Here is a 22,363-nt window from a genome sequence, read left to right as displayed (position 1 = left end):
CCCTATGCCATATCATGCCATGATGCTTTACATTTAAATACAATAAGTCTATTTCCTAATGTCTAACATGCACCATAGAATAGATGTATACTGAGTGTAGGGTTATCATCAAAAAGTAGGCATAAAAAATGAAAAACAGCTCACGAATCAATGTATGATTCAAGCTATGTTAGAGTACTAAGGCAAGGAGGAACGAACATGGAAAATATTAAAGTGATTATTTGGGGCTTTGGTGCCATGGGAAGTGGTATGGCCGATATGCTTTTAAAAAAGCAAGGTGTGGATATTGTTGGGGTCTGTGATAGAGACCCACATAAAGTTGGTAAAAGTATGTATGATGTGTTAGATGCTGAGCAAGGTAATCGTCCAGATGTAGTCATCAAAAGTGACATTGAAGACGTTGTGACAGACAAATGTGCACATGTTGCATTGCTCTGTACGGATTCCTATACAAAAGGTGCTTTCGATAAGATTAAGTGGATAGCAGAACGTGGTATTAATGTGATTTCCACAGCTGAAGAGATGGCTTATCCAAGGGCTCAATCACCAGAATTATCGGATGAGATGCACTGGATTGGAAAAGAAAACAATGTGACCATTCTAGGTACAGGGATTAACCCTGGACTCATTATGGATTTATTAGCTGTTGTCTTAACAGGAGCTTGTGCAGAAGTGGAAACCATTGAGTGTGAGCGGGTAAATAGTTTATCACCTTTTGGACCTACTGTGATGGAGGAACAAGGTGTAGGTATAACACCGGAGGTATTTCATAAAAAGACAAAGGATGGTACATTAGCAGGTCATGTTGGTTTTGCAGAATCCATTGGCATGATTTCAGATGCCATTGGCTGGTCATTAGATGGTCCCATAACACAATCCAGTGAACCCATTATCTCCAACGTATACCGTGAGACACCTTATGCAAAAGTTGAAGCAGGAAATGTAGCCGGCGTGAACATGTTAGGGTATGGTATGATTGGTGGCGAAAAAAAGATTAACATGATTCACCCGCAACAAATTGAGCCTGAACTTGAAGGGGTAAATACAGGTGACTATATACGTATAAAGGGTGTGCCCAACGTGGATATGGCCATTAAACCTGAAATACCAGGTGGCATCGGTACCATTGCCATGTGTGTGAACATGATTCCCCATGTGATCAATGCTAGAGCTGGACTTAAAACCATGATTGATTTACCTGTACCAAGAGCAATCATGGGGGATATGCGTGAGCTTATTGAAGACTAGAGCAGCTAGATAATACCATGAAGGACGGTGATTAGAATCGTTGAGACTATAGCAAGAAAAGGCGATTGGATAAGAATATCCAACACGGTTTTGGAACCTCACCAGCGAGCAGAGCATCTACCAGAGGATACAAAAAAATGCCCACTGACCATGTGGGTAAAAGGCTTTTTATTAGATGAAGAAGCTAAGATAAATGATACAGTTACCATCAGAACATATATAGGCAGAGAATTACAAGGGACGTTGGTAGCCATTAACCCAAGCTACCAGCATACTTATGGTGCGTATGTGCCAGAACTGAGTTATATTGGTCATCAGCTTAGAGATATTTTAGGAGGTGACCACCATGAATAGAGATAACAGTTATGCAGGGGTTATGGCAAGAAAAAATCAAATTATGAAACATGCTGTGGGTATGGATTATGCTGAGTTTGAAAAAGACGGCATTGTTTTTGACTATGAAGAAATGATGAGAAAGACAGGGTATAGTCTGGACCAAGTAAGAGCCATTGAAAGAAATGGCAATGTTGGAGAGACACCTATCTATGCATTGAAAAACTTAACGAAGCTTGCCCGAATAATCGGTGGTAAAGGAAAAGGTGCAAGGATTTTTCTAAAAGATGAAGCGGCGAATCCTTCAGGAAGTTTTAAAGCAAGACGTGCAGCCGTTTCTGTTTATCATGCCAAAAAACTGGGTTACAAAGGCGTTATAGCTGCAACCAGCGGTAATTATGGGGCAGCAGTTGCTAGTCAAGCAGCCATGCAAGGTTTAAAATGCATTATCATTCAAGAATGTTATGACAGTGAAGAAAAAGGTCAGCCTGAAATCATAGAAAAAGCCCGTAAGTGCGAAGCTTATGGCGCGGAGGTTATTCAGTTAACCGTTGGTCCTGAGTTATTCTATACCTTTTTAAAAACACTTGAAGATACAGGGTATTTTAATGCATCCCTTTATACACCTTTTGGTATTGCGGGTGTTGAGACACTGGGGTATGAGATTGCCACGTGGTTCCGTGAACATGAAAGCAGAGACCCGGATATGGTCATTGTGACCAATGCTGGGGGAGGTAATCTAACAGGAACAGCTAGAGGCTTACTAAAAGCTGGGGCGAAAGATACCACCATTGTTGGTGCTAGTGTGGACTTAAAAGGTTTGCATATGGCCAGTGATGGGCAGTTTAACCGAAAGTCCTTTACAACAGGTCACACAGGTTTTGGTGTACCCTTTGCCACGAACCCGGATAGATCGGATGTGCCAAGGTCGGCGGCTAGACCATTACGTTACATGGATCGGTATGTGACCGTATCCCAAGGAGAAGTATTCTATATGACAGAAGCTTTGGCCATGGTTGAAGGTCTTGAAAGAGGTCCGGCAGGCAATACCGCCATTACAGCAGCTTTTTGTCTGGCATCCCAGATGGATGACGATCAGATGATTGTGGTACAGGAAACAGAGTACACAGGAGCAGGTAAGCATGTAGCGGCACAGTTGACGTTTGCAAAAGAGAATGGCATACGGGTTGAAAGAGGCAATCCTATTGATCAGATTCCAGGTAAGAATATTATCCTACCTGAGCATCCGAGCTTGATTCAGGTAAAAGAACTGGAAATGGATAGGCTTCGAAAATCCTATCTAAAACATGTATGGAAAGAGACTTTTACGGATGAGGAAATCAAATATATTGCTGCTGAAACCAAGATGACCATAGAAACAGTACACAACATGATACATGCATTACAACAAGAAGGAGGAGTTTGATGGGTAAGAGTCGGTTGGATGATTATGAATCAAGGAGAAAACATTTGGAGAGCTTAACAGAAGAAGCATTAGAACAGAGATTCTGGGAGCTTGCAGGTAAGATTGTGGACCCCATGATTGACATGGCTAAAAGCAATACGTCCCCTTCCATTGAGCGATCGGTTCTTCTTCGCATGGGTTTTTCAAGTATTGAATCCAAAGCCATTGTTTCCACAATTATGGATAAAAGAAGCCATCTTATAGGAAAAGGAGCAGGACATCTGGTTTACCGTGCTGCTCGTGATAAAGATATTGAGATAAGAGATGCAGGTATGCGACTAGCAAATAATGACGAAGAGCTATGGGCTCATTTAGAACAAGTATTTGAGGGAGGAAAGTAGGCATGGAACTAAAACCTAATGAAAAACTGGATATAAGTTATATCTTGCAGGATTTAGAGCATTATGTACCTCGCAGAAAGGGCTGGCATTGGCGGGAAGGTATGGGCGAAGAACGTAAAATTGGCGCATTTACTTATTCGGATACCAGTGCAAGTCTTAAGCAGAGCGAGCCACTACCTGCTGCTCATTATTTTCATGACATTGACCCTCAACCGGATTGTGTCATCACCACAGAGATAGCATCTGGTAGATTCGAAGATGATATTCGACGTATGCGTATGGCCGCATGGCATGGTGCGGACCATCTTATGGTCATTCGTACAGCAGGACAGAGTCATTTTGATGGTTTAATTGAAGGCACACCTCAAGGTATTGGGGGTATACCCATTACACGAAAACAAGTAAGAGCACAGCGAAAAGCATTGGATTATATTGAAGATGAAGTGGGAAGACCCATTAACTATCATTCTTATGTCAGTGGTGTAGCAGGGCCAGAAATCGCCGTTATGTTTGCAGAAGAAGGGGTGAATGGAGCCCATCAGGACCCACAGTACAATGTGCTCTATCGTAACATTAACATGGTACGTTCTTTCGTGGATGCAGCCAATGCAAAGGCGACAATGGCATGGGCAGATATGGCGCAGATTGACGGTGCACATAATGCCAATGCAACCGCTATAGAAGCATGGAAAGTTATGCCTGAGCTCATGGTACAACATGGTCTCAATGCCATCTTCTCATTAAAGTGCGGCATGAAGAAAGAGAATATTTGTTTATCGTCTGTACCACCTACAGCACCTCCGGCACCTTGTATGAAGTTAGATTTACCTTATGCCATAGCCCTTAGAGAGCTGTTTGAAGGGTATAAGCTAAGAGCTCAGCAAAACACCAAGTATATGGGTTCATCCACAAGAGAAGCCACGGTCACCCATACCCTTAATTTATTAATTTCTAAATTAACCAGTGCTGATATACAATCTACTATTACACCAGACGAAGGTCGTAATGTACCATGGCACATCTACAACATAGAGGGAACCAACACAGCGAAGCAGGCTTTAATTGGTATGGATGGTCTCATGGACATGGTTGCCCTTAAACGACAAGAAGGATTCCTACCTGAGAAAATCAGAGAGCTAAAAGAAAGAGCCGTCTTATTCATGGAAGAAATTCTAGACAATGGAGGCTATTTTGAAGCAGTTGAAGCTGGATTTTTTGTGGATTCAGGCCAATATCCAGAGCGCAATGATGATGGTATAGCTCGAAAGATGGATGGTGGAATAGGTGCAGGAACTGTTTTTAGCCGTGATGAGGACTATATGGCACCAGTGACAGCATTTTTTGGCTATAACAATGTGGCTCAATATGATGAGCACGCCGTAGATGACCCAGCTTCCCTAATTGACGGTTGTACATTAGAAGACCCAAGTAAGATTGTATACATTGATGAATTAGATGAAGAAGATAATGTCTATAAACGGATGGAAGCCAAAAAAGAATTCAGAGAAACATCTAAAATCAAGCCAGAGATGGAATGGATGGCAGATGGTACCGTATTTATAACCATGATGTTGCCAACCGATGAACGTACAGCTGAATTTGCAGCGGTGGAATTTGGCAAGAAAATGAATCTGGAAGAAGTAGAAGTGATTCATAAGGAAGTCATGCAGCAAGCAGAAGGCACACGTGTTGAAATCAAAGGCAAAGTGCCCTTTAGTATCGATGTGAATGACCTTGTTATACCACCTAAGCCTGTAATGATGGATGACGAGGAAATTCGAGGATTTGTTAAAGAGCATCCTCTGAAGATTGTTGCTGGAACCATCGGTGAAGATGAACATTCAGTAGGTCTTCGTGAGATCTTGGATATTAAGCATGGTGGTATAGAGAAGTATGGCATCGAGTGTCATTATCTGGGCACATCTGTACCCGTTGCAAAAATAGTGGATGCAGCCATTGAGCTAAATGCAGATGCCATATTAGCATCAACCATTATCAGCCATGATGAGGTCCATTACAAAAACATGAAAAAGATTCATGATTATTGTGTGGAAAAAGGTATCCGTGATGATATTATTCTGATCTGCGGCGGCACACAGGTAACGCCAGAACTGGCAGTGAAGCATGGTATGGATGCAGGTTTTGGCAGAGGTACCAAGGGTGTTGATGTGGCTACATTTATGGTAAAGCATTATAAAAAATAGTGGTGTTATAGCCTATAGAAGGGAGGTAATGAATGGATGAAAGTGGATATTATTTCAGCAGAGATAGGTAGCACAACAACCGTTGTTAATGCTTTTATGGGAATGGGGACAAAAGAGCCCCGCTTTGTCGGTCAAGGGCAATCTTATACAACAGTTACTCAGGGGGATGTAACTGTTGGTTTAAAAAGAGCCTTTGATGACCTTCGACAAAAACTTAAAACAGAACAGCTGGAATATGATGCTTTTTATGCCACCAGTAGTGCAGCAGGCGGTTTGAAAATGACCGTTCATGGTTTGGTTCACGATATGACGGTTAAAGCGGCAAAAGAAGCGGCTCTAGGGGCTGGCGCCAATATCAAATTCATTACCTCTGGTAAATTAAGGCGGACTGACCTAAAGCGTATTCGAGAAATAGAACCTAACATTATTTTGCTGGCTGGTGGTGTGGATTATGGTGAACGGGACACAGCTCTCTATAATGCAGAGCTACTGGTTCAGCAAGAAGCTTTGAAGGATACGCCGGTTATCTATGCTGGAAACTGTCAGAATAAGGAAGAGATTGAACTCATTTTTGAAGAGACAAAGCGTCAGGTATATATCGTCGATAATGTATACCCTAAGATTGATATGCTTAATGTGGTGCCCACAAGACGCAAGATTCAAGAGGTCTTTGAAGAACATATCACCAAAGCACCTGGTATGGAAAAAGTACGGGAATTAGTTAATGCAAGCATTATGCCTACCCCAGGAGCTGTCATGAAAGCTACTCAGTTATTGGAACAAGCCATTGGTGACTTGGTGGTGGTGGATGTTGGAGGTGCTACCACAGATGTGCATTCAGTTACATTAGGCAGCGAGGAAATTGCTCGGATTCTTATTCACCCAGAACCCATGGCTAAACGTACCGTAGAAGGCGATTTGGGTGTTTATGTCAACGTGCACAATGTTATTAATCTTGTATCCCGAGATGAGTTGGAGCGGAGGATGAAGATATCTCAAGATGCTTTGGATGGTCTGATAGCCCATTACAAACCGATACCAGAAACCGACCTTGAGAGAGCACTTATTCGACACTTAACGTTGGAGGCCAGTACCACTGCCATTAAAAGGCATGCAGGGAAAATACGCTATCTCTATGGTCCCAGTGGTAAAAAAGCCATTGCAGAAGGTAAGGATTTAACCAATGTAAAATATGTGATAGGTACAGGCGGTGCTCTAACGCGATTAGAAGGCGTTGAGATACTACAAAACATGCTGAAAGGTAAGGGCGATGAGTTATTGCCTTCTCAAGATGTTCAGATTTTAGTTGACCGTTTATACATTATGGCTTCTTTAGGTGTTATGTCAAAAAAGTACCCACAAGAAGCGTTGACGTTATTATTACAGAGTATAGATATGATAGGATGAATGGCTCCATTAATCAAAGCTTAGTAGTCATGTTATGATGGGAGGTTATGATGCGTTATCCAAGAATAGAAATAGATTTAAATAAGATTAGAAGCAATACACAAACCATCGTGGATATGTGTCATAGACATCATATTGATGTGGTGGGCGTCACAAAAGTGTTTTGTGCAGAAAAAGAAATCGTCGAACAAATGATTGCTGGTGGTATTAGCATAATCGGTGATTCAAGGATAGAAAATTTAATAAAACTGAAATCTTATGATTTACCTAAGCTCTTATTACGTTTACCCATGCTTAGTCAGGTTGAAGCCATTATTGAACATGTGGACATTACCCTTAATTCTGAACTTCGTATCATTCGAGCTTTATCAGAAGAAGCTGCTAAAAAGCAAAAGCGCCATCAGATTATACTTATGGTGGATTTAGGTGATCTTCGAGAAGGTATTTTTGATGAGGAGACATTAATTCGAACGGTAGAGTCTGTTATTTCCATGGAGTATATCGATTTAATCGGTATAGGAACAAATCTTACATGCTACGGTGGTATTTTACCAGATAAAGATAATCTGGAAAGGCTCTTGGCCATTAGATCATATATTGAGAAGACATACAACATACCTTTGAAGGTTGTATCAGGTGGTAATTCCAGTAGTATCTATTTATTGGAATCAGGTAAGATACCTGAAGGCATTAATCAATTAAGATTAGGTGAATCCATTGTACTAGGAAGAGAAACTGCATTTGGACTTAAGATTAAGGGCACGTCACAAGATACTATGATCTTACAATGTGAAATCGTAGAACTGCAAGAAAAGCCTTCCGTCCCTATTGGTGTTATTGGTATGGATGCTTTTGGTCATGTGCCAACGTTTGAAGACCATGGTATGCGTCAGAAAGCCATATGTGCTATCGGGAAACAAGATGTGAATCCAGATGATATCCGTCCTTTAGATCAAGACATTAAGATTCTTGGTGGCAGCAGTGATTACATGATACTGGATGTAACAGATGCCAGTAAGAAGTACCAAGTAGGTGATATTATCAGTTTTTCTGTTTCATATGGCAGTGTTTTAAGTTTGTTTACATCAGCGTATATCAATAAAGTGTATGTGAGTAATGAATAGAAATAGGGGGCTGTCTTATCAAACATGATGCATGATTTGATAAGATAGCCCCTATAGTCATATGTACGGTTCAACAACTTGCAACTGTGGGCTAAGCCCTATGTAGTGTTTTGTATAGGTTTCAAAGTCCTATTAATAATATGTACTGTCTATGATGTTTTTTAAAATGTTAATAAACGTCATATAATCTTCTACGGGAATTTTGTTATTCAGTTCATCGGTGGTCATTTGTGCTATGCCCTGAAGATGTTCCCTTAGCATGCGACCTTTTTTGGTTATTTGAAGATGTATGATCCTTTTATCACTAGTATTCTTAACTCTTTTAACATAATGATGTTGTTCCATTCTGTCAATTAAGCGTGCAGCTGTTGAACTTTTGATGCGCATTTTTTTGGCTAGACAACTTTGATTAATGGATTTTTCTAAACCAATATAATAAAGTGCTATCCATTGAACGCGTGTAATACCTAGTGACATCATTTTATTATTCACATGCTCTTCCACTACTTTTGCAGCGTTACTTATTTGAAAGCCTACACAATCTTCAATATCGAACATTGATTTCTCACCCACTTTCGATAATAGAGATGTGTATAAAACATGTTTCAATCCCTTCATTCATTATAGTGGAACATGCTCTAAAAATAAAGTAGAAGATTTACATATTAACCAAAAATATATAAGGTTGCCATTTATTTACTTGGTACATGTTTATCATATCTACACAAAATTAGAGAGGATAAACATGCATATATAACAAATGTTGCCAATGTGACTTATTCATTAATGACAAGAACCTTTATTGGTTTGAAAGAATATTTGTACAAGATTCTGATTTCTGCTTTGTTTGAAGATTTCTTCAATCCGTGCATATTTTTCCAATATATGCAAAAGATATTACTATAACTTATGAATCAAGGAGGCATATAATGGAAAAAGCTAGAATTACAAAAGTAAGAAAAAATGGTGAAGGTAAAATAACAGATGTGATGCTCAATGATGGTAATGCCTATCCCATTGATGACGCTATTCGTATGACAAGAGAAGAACAAATAGAAGGCGTTAACGTAGGGAAAGCAAAAAATGGCATTGAATTTCTTCGAGCAGACCCAGATGGTAAAGAGGATAATAACTTAGATAACTTACCATTATTCTAAATCTAAAAAGAACCATGAAACCGTATTGAGTGTAACAGCTTAATACGGTTGTTTTATCCTATGGAGAATTGTATTGAAAGAGGGGGCTCATGACTTTTGTATAGCAAAGGGATGATAGGAAACGTACATAATTTTCATTGGCCTTGAACAGAATAATGTTAGAAGATATTTTGACAAAACGGCTTTATTTTTGTGGGATTATTTGGTATTATCGTATAGAGACTCACTTAAAATGTTTAACATCATTCAGAAGTGTGTAGAATGAAACAGAAATAGATAGGAGGATATAGTGTGAAAAAATATTATTCCATGGATGCAGGGGATGCAGCAAAGGCATTAAATGTGGACATAGAAGGCGGTCTTAAAGGCCCCCAAGTAGATGAAAATCTTAATAAATACGGTCCTAACAGTTTAAAAGAAAATAAAGGTCCTTCTATGTTACAGATGATTATTGAACAGTTTAAAAGTTTTATTGTCATTATTTTGATAGCAGCTAGTGTATTGTCCATTTCTATAGGGGAAGTGGTGGATGGTATTGTTATTCTTGGTATTGTTATACTCAATGCAGTTCTTGGCATTGTTCAAGAAAATAAAGCCAACAATGCATTGAATGCACTAAAAGAAATGGCAGCTCCAAAGGCCAAAGTTGTCCGTGACGGCAAAATAACCATTGTTGATTCAAAAGCATTAGTTCCAGGTGACGTGGTCATACTTGAAGCAGGGGATTATGTACCAGCAGACCTGCGCTTAGTGGAAAGTGTGAATCTAAAAATTGATGAATCAGCCTTTACAGGTGAATCCGTGGCTGTTGAAAAAGATGCAAAACGTGTTTTAGAGGAATTAACACATATAGCGGATAGGGAAAATAGTGCCTACATGAGTACAATCGTTACATATGGTCGAGGTAAAGGTATTGTCGTAGGTACAGGAATGGATACAGAGATTGGTAAAATAGCCAGCATGCTCAATGAAGCAGGAACAGAAGTAACGCCATTACAAAAGAAATTAGACAGTTTTGGTAAAATGCTAGGGATTGTTTGTATTGCTGTGTGTGTGTTGATTTTTATTCTTGGTCTTCTTCGAGACGAACCTTTGTTAGAAGTGTTGATGACCTCTGTCAGCTTAGCGGTTGCTGCAATACCTGAGGGATTACCCGCTGTGGTAACAGTGGTTCTTGCTATGGGGATGCAGAAAATGATTAAACGGCATGCTATTATGAAACGCTTAGGTGCTGTAGAAACATTGGGAAGCACCACCGTTATCTGTACAGATAAAACAGGTACACTCACCCAAAATAAAATGACGGTTGTGAAAGTATTTGATGGCACAGATCATTGGGATGTGACGGGAACAGGGTATAAAACAGAAGGTACCATAAAAGGACCTGATAAAGATATCGCATCATTAGATAAAATGTTAATGACAAGTGTATTATGTAATGATTCAAGGTTAAAAGACCAGGAGATCATTGGTGACCCAACGGAAGGTGCACTTATCGTTATGGGCGCAAAAGTGGGCTACGATCAAGATAAACTCAGTGTAGAGTACCCAAGGCTGCAAGAATTTCCCTTTGATTCTGACCGTAAGTTAATGTCCACACTCCATGTCATTGATGGACAGCACACCATGTTTACAAAAGGTGCCCCTGACGTTACTCTATCCAGATGTACCCACATCATGATTAATGGTGTACGAGAGCCCCTTACAGATGCGATGAAGCAAAATATCAGTAAAGAGAATGAAAACTTTGCCAAGAATGCTCTTAGAGTTCTAGGTTATGCCTATAAAGAAGTGGATGAAAATGCTCAGTTACAACAGGAAGAGCAGGACTTAACATTTGTTGGCTTAACAGGAATGATTGATCCTCCTCGTGAAGAAGCAAAAGAAGCTGTAAAGCTATGTAAAAAAGCAGGAATACGCGTGGTCATGATAACAGGTGACCATATAACCACAGGAAGTGCCATTGCCAAAGAATTGGGCATTATTGACCATGACAATCAAGCCATGGAAGGCAGTTATATTAACGATTATGAGGACGAAGATTTTAAAGAAAAAGTAAAAGAAATCAACGTTTTTGCAAGGGTTTCACCTGAACATAAAGTGAGGATAGTGGATTCCATAAAAGCCAATGGCGACATTGCTGCGATGACGGGAGATGGTGTCAACGACGCTCCAGCCCTCAAAAAAGCAGATATTGGTATCGCCATGGGTATTACAGGAACAGATGTCTCCAAAGAAGCAGCGGATATGATTCTTACAGACGATAATTTCGCAAGCATTGTGGACGCTGTTAAGGAAGGCAGAATCATCTATAGCAATATCCGTAAGTTCGTGGGCTTCTTATTATCCTGTAACATCGGAGAGATTTTAATCATTTTCATTGCCATGTTATCCGGTTGGGCTGTACCCTTGGTACCCATTCAGCTCTTATGGGTTAACCTGATCACCGATTCATTCCCAGCCTTTGCATTGGGTCTTGAACAAGGTGAAGAAGACATCATGAATGATAAACCAAGAGACCCAAAAGAACCCATTGTGGACCGCTTCATGAGCATTGCATTGGCTTTTCAAAGTATAGGACTTACCATTGCTGTACTGGTATCGTATCAGTTAGGATTTGCCCTTGCAGGTGATGTGGACAGCGATACGCAACTGACCATTGCCCGAACATTTTGTTTTATCACACTGATTATTGGTGAAATGCTTCGTGCCTACTCAGCTCGTTCAGAAACCATCTCCATTTTTAGGATGAATTTCCTAGGCAATAGGTACTTAAACTATTCCGTACTCATTGCAATCCTCTTGATGTTTATTGTGGTGTATGTACCCCTATTACAACCCATATTCAGCACTTACACCATAGGCATCAATCAATTAGCCGTAGCCGTAGGATTAGGTATCATTCCAGTCGTCACCGGAGAATTAGCCAAGTTTGCAAAGAAATAAATGTAAAATATTAGAGTTGTTAAATTAGCAGACATACATTATATTTTTTCCATAAAAAATGGCATTACCATCTTGACTCTTCCTTTAGGGAATACTTTAAACTAAAATGCATCATGTAATCAAGAAAAGAGGACGAGACAAATGAACAACCTAATCAAAATCAAAGATGTGTCAAGCAAATATGATATTACTGCCCGTACACTACGTTATTATGAAGACATGGGATTGCTGACCAGCACCCGAAGTGATGATTACGCATATAGAATGTACGACGAGAATGCTATTATACGGCTTGAACAAATACTCATTTTACGTAAGCTGAATATTAGCATAAAAGACATTCAACGTGTTTTCAACACTTCGGGTTCCGATGTAGTATTAGAAGTGTTGGGTAAAAAAGTACAGAGTATAGACAATGAAGTTTCGCTTCTACACGAGTTGAAAGAAATCGTGCTGGATTTTATAAGAGAATTAGAAAAAGTGAACTTTGCAGAAAATACCGACATAAAACTGCTGTACAACAAAGCCAAAGACATTGAAACACATTTGGTCAACACTGAATATATTGGCAAGCCTTCCAATATAAACCGTTTAATTGAAATAACGGAAAAATTAGATAAGAAAATCCCTGATATAATGGTCGTTAGTATACCCCAATTCAAAGCAGTAACCTGTGGTGACCAACCCTTTGAAGACATGTTTAAAGAAGGCGGATATATGTACCAACTATGGCAGTATTATCATTTGTATAAGCCTGTGATTTTCGATTGTGTCGATTTCTTGATTACTAAAAATGACAAAGCTGAATGGATATGTGCCGTTAAAGATGGTGTGACCAATGACGATGTAAGTCCTTTTAAATTATACGATTTTCCCGGAGGCTTATATGCCATGGCAGTCAGTATTGATGAAGATAACGAGAGCATACATAAAGTTGAACATAAAGTTGGTCAATGGATTGAAAACACAAATTTTGAGTTTGACAAAAACCGCAATATTATGTTTAACATGCCTTATATATATGAAGATGGAAGAGATGCTGCCTATCAAGACATAGAAAAAGGACTTGGCTATAAACAAATGCAACGATATTTTCCTATAAAACTAAAAGATGGTATTTAAATACATTAACAAAGATAATGAAAAAATGCTATCTCAATAAAAGAAGTGACTACAGGCCATATCAACCAGTGTCACTTTTTTTATATCATAAGTGATATGAAATAAGGTTAAAATCATCTTTATTATACCTTTTTTAATAAGTTCCATAATTAAGCGTTCACTAAGTTGCACTAACTATCTCTTTCAACAGGCAGAGAACATCACCATCCCAAACAGCGGTTTTTTCAACCTAAGACGTGGCACGACAAACAATACGCTATATGCCCTTTATGCACGACTTTTGCAGCTTGTTGCCATACCTTATAAATCAAATAAAAGCAACAAATGCAACGAGAGTGCATAAAGGGCATATAGCGTACACCACAACTCCCGTTGTCCACTCTTATAACTATTCACTTCTTCTCAATCCTCTATTAATTGACTCCGCAAAACCCGCTACACAAGCTTACTCAATTCCTGCAAAGCCTCCACATCAAGAATACGAACCTTCTTCCCATCCACATGAATAATACCCATCTCCTTAAACTGATTCAAACACCGATAAAGGTGACGATAACTTGTCCCCAAGTACTCTGCAATCTCCTTATACGTCTCAGAAAGGGTCAACACATCATTCGTTGGATTAATCATATGGTATTCCACCAAATACCCAGCTAATCGATTTTTTAAAGGATACAAAAGGTTGTAAGTATTCTTAGCAGAACTTATATCAAATTTTTTACTCAGATCCAAACAAACATACTTCAAAAAAGCAGCTCGGTCAAGACAGACTTTTTGTATATAATTAGCAGGATAAGCCAATAATAAGCAATTGTCTATAGCTTCCACATAACTCAGATAAGGCGTATCATTAATCAATTCCATATCACCAAAATTAGTCATGGGATGACAGAATTGAAGCAGTAAAATACGTCCATCATCAGATGTCTTGTAGACCTTCGTCTTTCCCTTTAAAAAAATGTAAAAATAGTTGACAGGCTCCCCGCCTTTACACATAAGTTCTCCCGCATCATAAGCATGGAACGCATAATGTTCACGATAACCTTCACCCATAATTTGAGAGAGATGATGAAGCCGATTATATTTTTCTAATAAGTGGTCGTCCTTATAAATTTTCAAAAAAAGTCACCTCATATGACATATGTCCTATTACTTTAGTTCAAATAAATGATATCGTATTTAGGTAAAGATGTAAATACTCATTTGCATAAAATAGGATAAAGTTTTAACATGTTATTTAATTTTTAAGTGGATAGGGTTAATACTTTACAAAGAATTTATCTGCTACGATAACGTTCATGAGGGGTCATGAAGCCTATATTTATGCAAATGAGTATAAAAAGAGGAGATTAACGACATGTATAAAGCGTTAGCAATATGGAATGGTGTTTTAATAGCTTTGATGGTGTCTTTTAATGGTTTATTGGCAGAATCCATAGGCAATAATGAAGCCTTAATATTGATTCACCTCATTGGACTTATGGGGACAACCATTATCTTTTTTGTAAAAAGAGAAAAATTTGTGAGTATTAAAGGATTATCACCATTTTTATTTACTGCTGGACTTATTGGTATCTTCAATGTAACGTTTAATAACATATGTTTCATTGAACTAGGAGCAGCTTTGACTTTGGGGTTATGTTTGTTAGGACAATTAATAGCCTCATCCATCATTGATCATTTTGGCTTATTAGGTGTTAAGGTGAATCCCCTTAACTTAAAGAAAATTACGGGTATTATCATTATGAGCATTGGCATTGTCATTATGATCGTTATCTAATAAATAGATGGGTATATAGAGGAGGATGAACCATGTACATTATCATGGCACTATCTGCAGGCGTATTGGTGATTGTCTCCATTTCAATAAATGGACATCTAGCTCGAAAAGTTGGATTGGTACAATCGGGGATGACCAATTATATTGTTGGTTTATTGGCTTCACTTGTATTTTATTTGATCGTTTATCGGTCATTTTCACAATTAACATATCAGCATCTTAGTTCAGCGCCTTGGTATTTTTATCTGGGGGGAGCTGTAGGATCATTTATTATTATTATGAATAATCTCTTGATTAATCGTATATCCGCAGTATACGTTACGGTGATTGTTTTTCTAGGTCAGATGACAACAGGTATTTTAATCGACTATCTAAACCTTCATGTTTTTTCAAAGGGTAAAATTATCGGTGGTGTACTGATTGTTGCAGGCTTATTATACTATATATCAGGTGATAAAAAAGCAGAAGTGATATCAGAAATGAATTAGTCGTTTTGTTAAATTATTACTCCATAATAATTTAATTAAAATATGAGGGAATGCATAAAGGTTAGATTATGCATTCCCTCAAAACATATTAAACATCATATGATGGGTTGTTCTTTTAAAACTACAATGAAGTGTACACCTTGTTTACAGCATGTTTCCTGTCACAAGGAAGTATATATATGCAGCATATGCGCCTACCATGAGGACACCATTCCATCTTCTGAATTTCTTCTTATTTAAGAAAGAGAAGAGGACAAGCAGTAAAACGATACCAAATACAAATGGTATATGATAGCTTAACCAACTGGGCTGTATGTCAAATGGCAAGATACTGGATGATAAACCAATAACCAAAATAACATTAAGTATGTTAGCACCTAATACATTACCAATGGATATATCGTGAGCTTTCTTCACAATAGCTGTAATGGCAGTGACTAATTCTGGTAAAGATGTACCAAAAGCTGTTAACGTAACACCGATGATAATATCCGGTACACCTAATTTTTGGGCAATGATTTCACCGTTTTTAACAAGTAAATCTGCCCCAATAACCGTTAAAGTAATACCGACGAGAAACATGATTGTATTTTTAGCAATAATGCCTTTCGTCATGGCAATGGCTTTGTCTTCAGCCACTTCAGCAGGACTCATCTTGGCATCTTTTATGTTATGATAGAGATATAGAACCAATATTCCCAAGAACATAAATCCTGTTACACGGGATATTTCTCCAAATACAAATGAAAACGTGGTCAGCAGTGCCATTAAGAAGACAAGAAACATCCCTGTACGATGAAGTTTCTTTCTTTGAAGGATGGCAGGTGTAGATAAGATAATGGTCAAACCTAAAATAAAACCTGTATTACATGCAATAGAACCAAGGGCATTGCCAAATGCTATACTTGCATTGCCGTTGATGGCGGAACTACTGGATACCATAGCTTCTGGCAGTGTTGTACAGATACTAACAAGTGTTGCACCAATAATAATATTGGGTACACGTAAGACCTTTGCAATCCATATGGTAGCATCAATGAACCAGTCACTTCCCTTAATAATCATGATGAATCCTAGTAAAAATAATAAGTAAGGTAAACTTTCTTTCATGAATCATATCCTCCTGTGTTAAAGATTATTAAGAAACATACGATAGGTCATATATGACCAAGCAGTTCATGTAGTATATGATAATCATGTGGTGCTTGGCACAATTCTATTCAAGACATATTCTTACACAATAAAAGAGACTCCTACCGTAATAAAAACACAGTAAAAGTCTCGCTATCATTTAAATCATACTTAACCTTATAGGTAAGTGAGGTTATTAAATGCTAATCAGCCGGGTTTTACAACCGTCATGACGACTAATTACAACATATTGCTGTAAGCTACTCCCTTAAACTAATAAAATTATACTATACATAGGTTATGAAATCAAGGTTTATTAAACGGCTTCATAATTTTTTATAAAAGCAACCCCTACAGGATCAGGTCCACAGCTTGTTCCAATGGTGGAACCAACACGAAAGAGTGGGATATCACATGGTATTTTTAGATGGTTTATTAATTGATCCACTACTTTCTGGGATTCATCTTTTTCAGCTCCATAAGCCATGCACCAAGAATAACTGCTTAGGGAGTCACCTGTTTCGTCAAAATGATCTTTGGTCATATCAATTACCTTTTTCAAGGATTTTTTTCGGCCTCTAATGGTACCATAGGGATGTAACTCGCCGTCTCGAACGATAATCATGGGTTTAAGCTTGAGAATATTACCTGCTAGAGCACCTACTTTGCCGATTCGACCACTTTTTTGCAAATAGTCAAGGGTCCCAATGGTGTACATAATACGACCTGTAGGAATGAGTGCCTCTATTTTATCTAAAGTTTCTTCTAGTGTTAAATCAGCTTCCCGCATACGTGCTGCTTGAAGAACCAATAAGCCTTGCAATACAGTACATAATCGAGAATCCAGTACAGTAATTGTTGCTTCTGGATATTCATCTAAAATGAGCTCACGAGCATTAACAGCTGATTGGTAAGAACCACTAAATTTTGAAGTCAGGGTCATACAAAGAAGGGATTTGCCTTCTTTTGCATAAGGTTTAAATTTATTCATATAGTCTTGAACAGAAGGCAGTGACGTCTTTGGAAAGTTATGATAAAGTTTCTCATAGAATTCATCCAATGTGATGTCAACGCGTTCGCGTAAATAGTTCTTCTGATCAAAGGATATGTAAAACGGTATGATGTCAATAGAATTTGCTTCAATTAATGCATCAGGCAAATCACAGGCACTATCACACAATATTTCAAATTTTGCCATAGAGCAAACCTCCAATAGATTTTATATGGGATATTATAGCATATTAGATTTCATAATAAAATGTATTCTTAATTATTACGAATGCCCGTTACGTTAGTGTTTATGCTGGTTTAAGGATTTCTCTAGGTGGTTATTAAAACTAGATAAGAGAAGGGGCAGGTGACGATATGAAAGTTGATAGCTTATGGGTTGCATGGATGGGCTATATTGGTAATTGTCCACTGAATATGCTATAATGCTACATAGAAAAAGTGCTGAAAGGAATGGATGATATGAGCAAGAAACTCGTCCTAGCGGAGAAGCCATCTGTAGCAAGAGATATTGCAAAAGTATTACAATGCAGTTCTAGAAAAGATGGGTACATAGAAGGGCAACATTACGTGATTACTTGGGCGGTAGGTCATTTGATTACTTTAGCGGAACCAGAAGATTATGATGAGAAATATAAGAAATGGCGTTATGATCAGTTACCCATTATACCTGAGGGCATTCGATTAAAGCCATATCATAAAACAGAAAAACAATTGAGGATTATCGAAAGACTTCTAAAGCGTGATGATGTGGCATCCATTATCTGTGCAACAGATAGTGGACGAGAAGGAGAACTAATATTTCGATATATCTATGACTATATAGACTGTAAAAAACCCTTTACAAGGTTATGGATTTCCAGTATGACGGATGCGGCCATACAAGATGGTTTCAATCAATTAAAAGATGGTACAGCCTATGATAATCTCTATTATAGTGCAAAATGTCGTTCAGAAGCCGATTGGCTGGTAGGTATTAATGCAACAAGAGCCTACACCACATCCAATAATGTCTTATTAAGTGTGGGACGGGTTCAGACACCTACTCTTGCTTTAATTGTTAACCGTCATGAAGAAATTAATCATTTTGTACCCAAAGATTATGAAGAGGTTTATGCCATATTTGACGATGATTTCAGAGCCATATGGTTTGATGAAAAGCCTTCTGATACAAAACTGTTTGATAAAGATAAGGCACAGAAAATTGTGGACAAGATTATGAATAAAGACGGTGTTGTTGAGAAGGTCACAAAGAAGTTAAAAAAACAGCCCCCACCCCTTTTGTATGATTTAACAGAGCTTCAAAGGGATGGTAACAAGAAATACGGTTATACAGCCAAGCAAGTACTGACCATTGCTCAAGACTTATATGAAAAACGTAAACTCATCACTTACCCAAGAACAGATAGCCGTTATCTCAGTGATGATATGAAGCCAAAAGTGAAAAGCACCATGAATAAAATTAATATCCCGCCTTATGATAAAGCAATTGCCCCGGTACTGCAAAAAGGGGAGCTAACCTTTAATAAGCGGATCATTGATAATAAAAAAGTGACGGACCACCATGCCATTATTCCAACAGATGTGGTACCCCGTATTGCTCAATTGTCACCGGATGAAAAAAACATTTACAACTTAGTGGTTAAGCGTTTTATAGCTGTCTTTTACGATTACTATAAATATGAAACCACAGAAATTATCTTTGACATTGAGGGAGAGAAATTTGTAGCTTCTGGTAAAGTGATTGTGGACAAAGGGTGGAAAGCCCTCTATACAGCTACCAAAGATGATAAAGAGCAGATTATGCCAAAACTGACAAAAGGTGATGTCAAAAAAGTAGTCGATGTGGAAAAACTACAGAAAAAAACGACACCACCGAAACCCTATACAGAAAGTTCTCTGTTAAGTGCCATGGAAAACGCAGGACGATTTACAGAAGATGAGGCATTAAAAGAACAATTAAAAGAATCAGGCTTTGGTACACCAGCTACACGTGCAGGTATTATTGAACGCCTCCTTCAAGTGGAGTACATAAAAAGAAAAGGAAAGACCCTTATACCAACAAAGAAAGGATGTCAACTGATTCAGATTGTCCCAAATGAGCTAAAGTCACCAGAAACAACTGGAAGATGGGAGAAAGGTCTTACCAGCATCAATAAAGGTAATATGGCATCCGATTGTTTCATGGGAAGCATTGAACGTTTTGTAGCGTATCTGGTACAATCGGCAAGTAGAAGCAAAGGTAAGGTGCAGTTCGAGCAAAAGCCCATACCAGAAAATAAAAAGAAAAAGGTAAAGGGCATAGGCACTTGTCCTGTCTGTCAAACAGGTAAAATTCTAGAGAACAGTAAATCATTTTATTGCACAGAATGGCGTAATGGGTGTAAATATTCTATATGGAAGAATACATTAGAACGCTATGGTAAGAAAACCATAGAAGAAGATGTGGTGAGGCAGTTATTAAAGGAAGAGAAAATTGAAGATTACCCCATTACATTACCCCAAACAGGAGAAAAATGCCGAGGTACACTAGCCATTCATCATCAGACGGGTATTGAGATTAAGAATGTGAAACGTATTGCAGAAAAGCAACAGGAGGAGCAACAATAAAATCTTTGAAGTAATTAAGTGGTTTGTTTATCTATAAAAAAGAGGGTTAGATAATGCGTATATTAGTTCTTGGTGCAAGTGGGTACTTAGGAGAGAGTGTATATCACCAGTTGCATAAAAAATATGAGAATGTGCTTGGTACGTTTAACAGTAGTCCAAAAAACAGATTAATACAGCTGTCTGTCTTAGACAAAAAGGCTGTTACTCAAGTTATGACGTCTTATAAGCCACAGGTAATTATATGGTGCATTAAAGAAGATGGCAGGGATGTTACTTTTGATGGGTTAAGTAGTATATTAGATAATATATCCCCTTATGTTAGATTAATTTATGTATCTACCGATGGGTTTATGGGTGGACATGGACAGTATAAAGAAGATACAAAGATGGTCTATTATCAGCACAATCCTTTAGCAGCGTATATCAATCATAAGATTAATGCAGAAAAATATATCATGGCCAATCATCCCAATCACGTTATCATAAGAACTGGACCTATCTATGGCAAAAATATATTGGGAAATTTGGATAAGCGTACCTTACAAATAATGGATAAACTATTAAAAAAAGAAAAAATATATAGAGCATTGAATCTCTACAAGACTTTTGTACATGTACAAGATTTAGCCGAATTAATCATGGAGTTATCCAACCACGATTATCAAGGAATCCTTCATGTGGGTCCAAAAACCAAAGAAAGTTACTATAGTTTTAATAAAAAAGTGGCTCATCAATTGAGATTGGATAGTACTTATCTTATCGAATATGAAATATCTATGGATAAGGCGAGGATTGAGGAAATAGTTCTTGATACATCTATGGATACAACCACATGTCGATGGTTATTTCATACTCATTTTCGATCTGTTTTATAAGACTTGTAGAAGAATAGAAATCTCCAAGTACTATCTATACCAAAGCTCAAAACATAGGAAAAGCAATAGATTTAAATATAAAATAAACGAGGTGATACCATTGACAACTTTATTTGAGTAATGACATCAAAATAAAGTGAAGGAGAAGTGAGATGGATATTATTAAGTTAACCAAAGGTTTCAGGGCCGAGAGTCTTCTGTATATCAAGCGATCAGACAGCTTCGTGCATTGAATGGGATGCCAGTTGACTGGTATTTTATGGAAGAATTAACCATGAATGCAACAAAACTGCTTTTTGATAAAAAAGGTATATCAGGTATTAATTTTTTCTTACAAGAATTTGTAAAATAGATGTATTTTAATAATGGAAAGGAGAATATATGTTGTACTATATGATATTATGGGCTCATCCCAAAAAAGAAGAATTTAAACATACCATTGATAAGGCTTACAGCTTAATAAATATATTAACAAAATTTGATCAGCTATTTATACCTAAATATATTCCAGCAAAGAGTAAAAAACTAGCTAAAGAATTTGATGGAACCAGAGATCATCTCATTAGATTACTAGAAAAGGGTGTTAATCAAGAAAATGGTATTATTTTTGAAGATTTAGGTAGAGGTATTAGTTTTTTTACTTCAAAGATTACAAAGGAATCGGCTTCCATTAGTATGAAGGTTGGTGTATCAAATAAAGATTTTATCAATTCTTTAGTAGTTGATTTTCCACAATGTATCAATTTCACTAAAGCATTTAATGTTAAAGTTGAGGAGATGTTTAAAGCGTGTTGCATGAGTTTTAAGCCATATTGGGGTTGTATTTCTAATAAAGAAACCGTTAAGAAGTATGACTATAAACATTGGAATAATGGGTTACCAACCTCAGTTCATTGGATGAATTATTTTGATGATATGCTAAAGAAAAAATTACCAATGCATAAACTTCAAGAAATGGATCTATATCTGGATAATCTAGAAAAGGGGTGCGTACTACGCATTAAAGATGCACCCATTGATAGTAAATTAGAGTATGATAGGAAACGACTTACTGATATTAACAAATTACTTCATTTAGAATAATGTCAGTTCAAGTGCAAAGTGTAATAACATTTTCTTAGAGT

19 protein-coding genes are annotated in these 22,363 nt (G+C 37.7%); 15 read left to right on the top strand and 4 right to left on the bottom strand.

The genetic code is table 11. The features are described 5' to 3' along the window. Window positions 1–198: 198 nt before the first annotated feature. Genes ord through orr form a run of 7 tightly spaced genes read left to right on the top strand, consistent with a single transcriptional unit; the run spans window position 199 to window position 8,122 of the window. Window positions 199–1,248: a 2,4-diaminopentanoate dehydrogenase gene (ord, locus tag HZI73_RS17700; protein ID WP_212694703.1), complete on the top strand. Its 1,050-nt coding sequence runs from the start codon at window positions 199–201 to the stop codon at window positions 1,246–1,248. A 27-nt stretch (window positions 1,249–1,275) separates the two neighbouring features. Next, window positions 1,276–1,602 carry a 2-amino-4-oxopentanoate thiolase subunit OrtA gene (gene ortA / locus HZI73_RS17695; protein WP_246552200.1) on the top strand — a complete coding sequence of 109 codons (327 nt, stop codon included), beginning with the start codon at window positions 1,276–1,278 and terminating at the stop codon, window positions 1,600–1,602. Then, a complete protein-coding gene (gene ortB, locus HZI73_RS17690) occupies window positions 1,595–3,007 on the top strand; it encodes a 2-amino-4-oxopentanoate thiolase subunit OrtB (RefSeq protein WP_212694702.1) in 1,413 nt (470 codons plus the stop codon). The genes ortA and ortB overlap by 8 nt, the downstream gene beginning before the upstream one ends. Beyond that, the gene (locus HZI73_RS17685; protein ID WP_212694701.1) at window positions 3,007–3,387 is read left to right on the top strand and encodes an ornithine aminomutase subunit alpha; all 381 of its coding nucleotides are present in this window, start codon (window positions 3,007–3,009) and stop codon (window positions 3,385–3,387) included. Before ortB ends, HZI73_RS17685 begins: the two co-directional genes overlap by 1 nt. Before the next feature lie 2 nt (window positions 3,388–3,389). After that, window positions 3,390–5,591: a D-ornithine 4,5-aminomutase subunit OraE gene (gene oraE, locus HZI73_RS17680; protein ID WP_212694700.1), complete on the top strand. Its 2,202-nt coding sequence runs from the start codon at window positions 3,390–3,392 to the stop codon at window positions 5,589–5,591. A 36-nt stretch (window positions 5,592–5,627) separates the two neighbouring features. Further along, on the top strand, window positions 5,628–6,998 hold the full coding sequence (locus HZI73_RS17675; protein WP_212694699.1) for a GlmL-related ornithine degradation protein: 1,371 nt from the start codon (window positions 5,628–5,630) through the stop codon (window positions 6,996–6,998). Window positions 6,999–7,045: 47 nt separating this feature from the next. Beyond that, entirely contained in the window at window positions 7,046–8,122 is a 1,077-nt protein-coding gene (gene orr, locus HZI73_RS17670) for an ornithine racemase Orr (RefSeq protein WP_330619575.1), read from the top strand. Window positions 8,123–8,254: 132 nt separating this feature from the next. Here the strand turns inward: orr and HZI73_RS17665 are convergent, their stop codons facing one another. Next, the gene (locus tag HZI73_RS17665; protein WP_212694698.1) at window positions 8,255–8,695 is read right to left on the bottom strand and encodes a MarR family winged helix-turn-helix transcriptional regulator; all 441 of its coding nucleotides are present in this window, start codon (window positions 8,693–8,695) and stop codon (window positions 8,255–8,257) included. Between the two features lie 356 nt (window positions 8,696–9,051). Between HZI73_RS17665 and HZI73_RS17660 the strand changes: the two genes are divergently transcribed. The 3 genes from HZI73_RS17660 (at window position 9,052) to HZI73_RS17650 (ending at window position 13,347) form a co-directional block, all read left to right on the top strand. Next, complete coding sequence (locus tag HZI73_RS17660) at window positions 9,052–9,279, top strand: DUF3892 domain-containing protein (protein ID WP_330619574.1); 228 nt, start codon at window positions 9,052–9,054, stop codon at window positions 9,277–9,279. A 291-nt stretch (window positions 9,280–9,570) separates the two neighbouring features. Continuing rightward, window positions 9,571–12,225 carry a calcium-translocating P-type ATPase, PMCA-type gene (locus HZI73_RS17655; RefSeq protein ID WP_212694697.1) on the top strand — a complete coding sequence of 885 codons (2,655 nt, stop codon included), beginning with the start codon at window positions 9,571–9,573 and terminating at the stop codon, window positions 12,223–12,225. 141 nt (window positions 12,226–12,366) lie between these two features. After that, window positions 12,367–13,347, top strand: a complete 981-nt coding sequence (locus HZI73_RS17650; protein ID WP_212694696.1) for a helix-turn-helix domain-containing protein — start codon at window positions 12,367–12,369, stop codon at window positions 13,345–13,347. 435 nt (window positions 13,348–13,782) lie between these two features. Here HZI73_RS17650 and HZI73_RS17645 read toward each other — a convergent pair whose 3' ends face one another. Further along, window positions 13,783–14,466: a Crp/Fnr family transcriptional regulator gene (locus HZI73_RS17645; protein WP_212694695.1), complete on the bottom strand. Its 684-nt coding sequence runs from the start codon at window positions 14,464–14,466 to the stop codon at window positions 13,783–13,785. A gap of 238 nt (window positions 14,467–14,704) precedes the next feature. On the opposite strand from HZI73_RS17645, the gene HZI73_RS17640 reads away from it, so the two are divergent. Both HZI73_RS17640 and HZI73_RS17635 read left to right on the top strand, forming a co-directional pair. Continuing rightward, window positions 14,705–15,127, top strand: coding sequence for a DMT family transporter (locus HZI73_RS17640; protein WP_212694694.1), 423 nt, complete (start codon window positions 14,705–14,707; stop codon window positions 15,125–15,127). A 32-nt stretch (window positions 15,128–15,159) separates the two neighbouring features. Then, window positions 15,160–15,615: a DMT family transporter gene (locus HZI73_RS17635; protein ID WP_212694693.1), complete on the top strand. Its 456-nt coding sequence runs from the start codon at window positions 15,160–15,162 to the stop codon at window positions 15,613–15,615. A 144-nt stretch (window positions 15,616–15,759) separates the two neighbouring features. Here the strand turns inward: HZI73_RS17635 and HZI73_RS17630 are convergent, their stop codons facing one another. After that, window positions 15,760–16,725, bottom strand: coding sequence for a calcium/sodium antiporter (locus HZI73_RS17630; protein WP_212694692.1), 966 nt, complete (start codon window positions 16,723–16,725; stop codon window positions 15,760–15,762). 337 nt (window positions 16,726–17,062) lie between these two features. Then, window positions 17,063–17,944, bottom strand: a complete 882-nt coding sequence (locus tag HZI73_RS17625) for a DegV family protein (RefSeq protein WP_212694691.1) — start codon at window positions 17,942–17,944, stop codon at window positions 17,063–17,065. A 272-nt stretch (window positions 17,945–18,216) separates the two neighbouring features. On the opposite strand from HZI73_RS17625, the gene HZI73_RS17620 reads away from it, so the two are divergent. From HZI73_RS17620 to HZI73_RS17610, 3 genes are all read left to right on the top strand, one after another. Continuing rightward, window positions 18,217–20,364: a DNA topoisomerase III gene (locus HZI73_RS17620; RefSeq protein ID WP_212694690.1), complete on the top strand. Its 2,148-nt coding sequence runs from the start codon at window positions 18,217–18,219 to the stop codon at window positions 20,362–20,364. 53 nt (window positions 20,365–20,417) lie between these two features. Beyond that, the gene (locus HZI73_RS17615) at window positions 20,418–21,239 is read left to right on the top strand and encodes a sugar nucleotide-binding protein (protein ID WP_212694689.1); all 822 of its coding nucleotides are present in this window, start codon (window positions 20,418–20,420) and stop codon (window positions 21,237–21,239) included. Between the two features lie 381 nt (window positions 21,240–21,620). Beyond that, window positions 21,621–22,322 carry a hypothetical protein gene (locus HZI73_RS17610; protein WP_212694688.1) on the top strand — a complete coding sequence of 234 codons (702 nt, stop codon included), beginning with the start codon at window positions 21,621–21,623 and terminating at the stop codon, window positions 22,320–22,322. Window positions 22,323–22,363: the final 41 nt, after the last annotated feature.

Origin of the sequence: Vallitalea pronyensis (assembly GCF_018141445.1) — a bacterium.
GTDB classification, from domain to species: Bacteria; Bacillota; Clostridia; order Lachnospirales; family Vallitaleaceae; genus Vallitalea; species Vallitalea pronyensis.
The sequence above is the reverse complement of the archived record's forward strand: the minus strand, read 5'-3'. Positions and strand labels throughout refer to the sequence as shown.

Coding starts and splice junctions, on each gene's coding strand:
- ord (WP_212694703.1), top strand. CDS start 199: ATGGAAAATATTAAAGTGATTATTTGGGGCTTTGGTGCCATGGGAAGT.
- HZI73_RS17615 (WP_212694689.1), top strand. CDS start 20,418: ATGCGTATATTAGTTCTTGGTGCAAGTGGGTACTTAGGAGAGAGTGTA.
- orr (WP_330619575.1), top strand. CDS start 7,046: ATGATGCGTTATCCAAGAATAGAAATAGATTTAAATAAGATTAGAAGC.
- HZI73_RS17635 (WP_212694693.1), top strand. CDS start 15,160: ATGTACATTATCATGGCACTATCTGCAGGCGTATTGGTGATTGTCTCC.
- ortB (WP_212694702.1), top strand. CDS start 1,595: ATGAATAGAGATAACAGTTATGCAGGGGTTATGGCAAGAAAAAATCAA.
- HZI73_RS17640 (WP_212694694.1), top strand. CDS start 14,705: ATGTATAAAGCGTTAGCAATATGGAATGGTGTTTTAATAGCTTTGATG.
- oraE (WP_212694700.1), top strand. CDS start 3,390: ATGGAACTAAAACCTAATGAAAAACTGGATATAAGTTATATCTTGCAG.
- HZI73_RS17675 (WP_212694699.1), top strand. CDS start 5,628: ATGAAAGTGGATATTATTTCAGCAGAGATAGGTAGCACAACAACCGTT.
- HZI73_RS17610 (WP_212694688.1), top strand. CDS start 21,621: ATGTTGTACTATATGATATTATGGGCTCATCCCAAAAAAGAAGAATTT.
- HZI73_RS17630 (WP_212694692.1), bottom strand. CDS start 16,725: ATGAAAGAAAGTTTACCTTACTTATTATTTTTACTAGGATTCATCATG.
- HZI73_RS17650 (WP_212694696.1), top strand. CDS start 12,367: ATGAACAACCTAATCAAAATCAAAGATGTGTCAAGCAAATATGATATT.
- HZI73_RS17660 (WP_330619574.1), top strand. CDS start 9,052: ATGGAAAAAGCTAGAATTACAAAAGTAAGAAAAAATGGTGAAGGTAAA.
- HZI73_RS17625 (WP_212694691.1), bottom strand. CDS start 17,944: ATGGCAAAATTTGAAATATTGTGTGATAGTGCCTGTGATTTGCCTGAT.
- HZI73_RS17685 (WP_212694701.1), top strand. CDS start 3,007: ATGGGTAAGAGTCGGTTGGATGATTATGAATCAAGGAGAAAACATTTG.
- HZI73_RS17620 (WP_212694690.1), top strand. CDS start 18,217: ATGAGCAAGAAACTCGTCCTAGCGGAGAAGCCATCTGTAGCAAGAGAT.